The organism is Formivibrio sp. oc-25 (assembly GCF_055810895.1).
Genome location: NZ_JBVVOL010000091.1, coordinates 1 through 1,208, shown reverse-complemented (window position 1 = coordinate 1,208; position 1,208 = coordinate 1). Strand labels below are relative to the sequence as shown.

General features: G+C 50.3%; 1 protein-coding gene. It reads right to left on the bottom strand.

Annotated features, from left to right (window positions below; all coding sequences use genetic code 11):
- Positions 1-90 precede the first annotated feature (90 nt).
- On the bottom strand, positions 91-1,208 hold a 1,118-nt coding region (locus AC0KVQ_RS16455), incomplete at its 5' end, for a glycoside hydrolase family 3 N-terminal domain-containing protein (protein ID WP_473422280.1).

Genomic DNA, 1,208 nt, shown 5'->3' with positions numbered 1-1,208 from the left:
GTCTGATTTGACGAAAAATCAGGCTGATTTTGAAGAGGAAGCAGTTTTTTGAAATTCAGGGGTGAAAAACCGAAGGTGGGGTTTGGTTTTTCACCATCCTGTTAAACTGTTCGGCGATGAGTAGACTGCTGCCATTCCCTCATGACCATGCGAATCGATACCGTTTGGCGCAATACCATTGCCGGGGAAATGCTTGGTAGTCATGGCAACCCCCATACGGGCGGTCACATTGCTATTCGATACCAACTGCTGAGACTGGAAGCCTTCAATCAATTGAGTTTGAATTTCAGAAATTAGATCAGGGTCATCACCAAATGTCCCATTCACGCGCGACCAACGGGGTTCTGTTGCAAGGTCGGCCTGGTACATATAACCTTTGCGAACACCTGCAGCGACCCATTCTTTAACCGATAGGTTGGCAAAATCGCGAATCAGTGTTTGGCTACCATTCTTTGTCTTGTCTCCCAGTGCAGCCGCTGCCATCCCTAGCGTACCTGGCCAGTTACCAGAAGATTCCGCAAAACCAACCCCTGTTGCATTATGGTCGCGCGGATTGGCAACAATAACGGCAGGGATCCCCAACCGGGATTCTTCGGCTACCTCTTGCACCTGGTTGGTCCATCTTGCAAGGGTCGATGGTGCAGGACTGGCATCGCGGGTAACGATGTAGCGGCTATTGTGATCGTTGATGATTTCACTCATCGCATTGATGGCAACCATCCCACCATAGGCAATGATGGTCTGCTCGCAAACCAAATCCCGATTCTTAAGCATAGGAGTGCTGCTTGGGCAGAGTGCACTGGTACGCATGAAGCCGTTGTTCACGGTCATCAAGCCCACCTTTTCTTCAATGGTCATTCTGGACAGCAAGTCTTCAGCGCGCTCATTGACCGACTTGCGATAATCTTCATAAGTATCGAGTATCCCATTGCCGTTCAAATCCTTGAACACCAGAGGCGAGCTAGCCGACTTCGCTGCCCCCGCGTAAGGGATGCCATCCTCCGTAATCAACGTTTTACCAGTGTCATGCAGTGCGCTATCGGCCACGATCATGGCCGAAACATTTGCCAGTTCGGATGTGCTATAGAGGGATTGGGCATCTAAGGATGCCGGATCGACATACCCGCTAGTTGTCCAGTCCCGGACGATTGATAATGCGCTTATTGAATAATCCTGGCTTGTTTTTCTGCCACTCCTTGAGCGCCTGA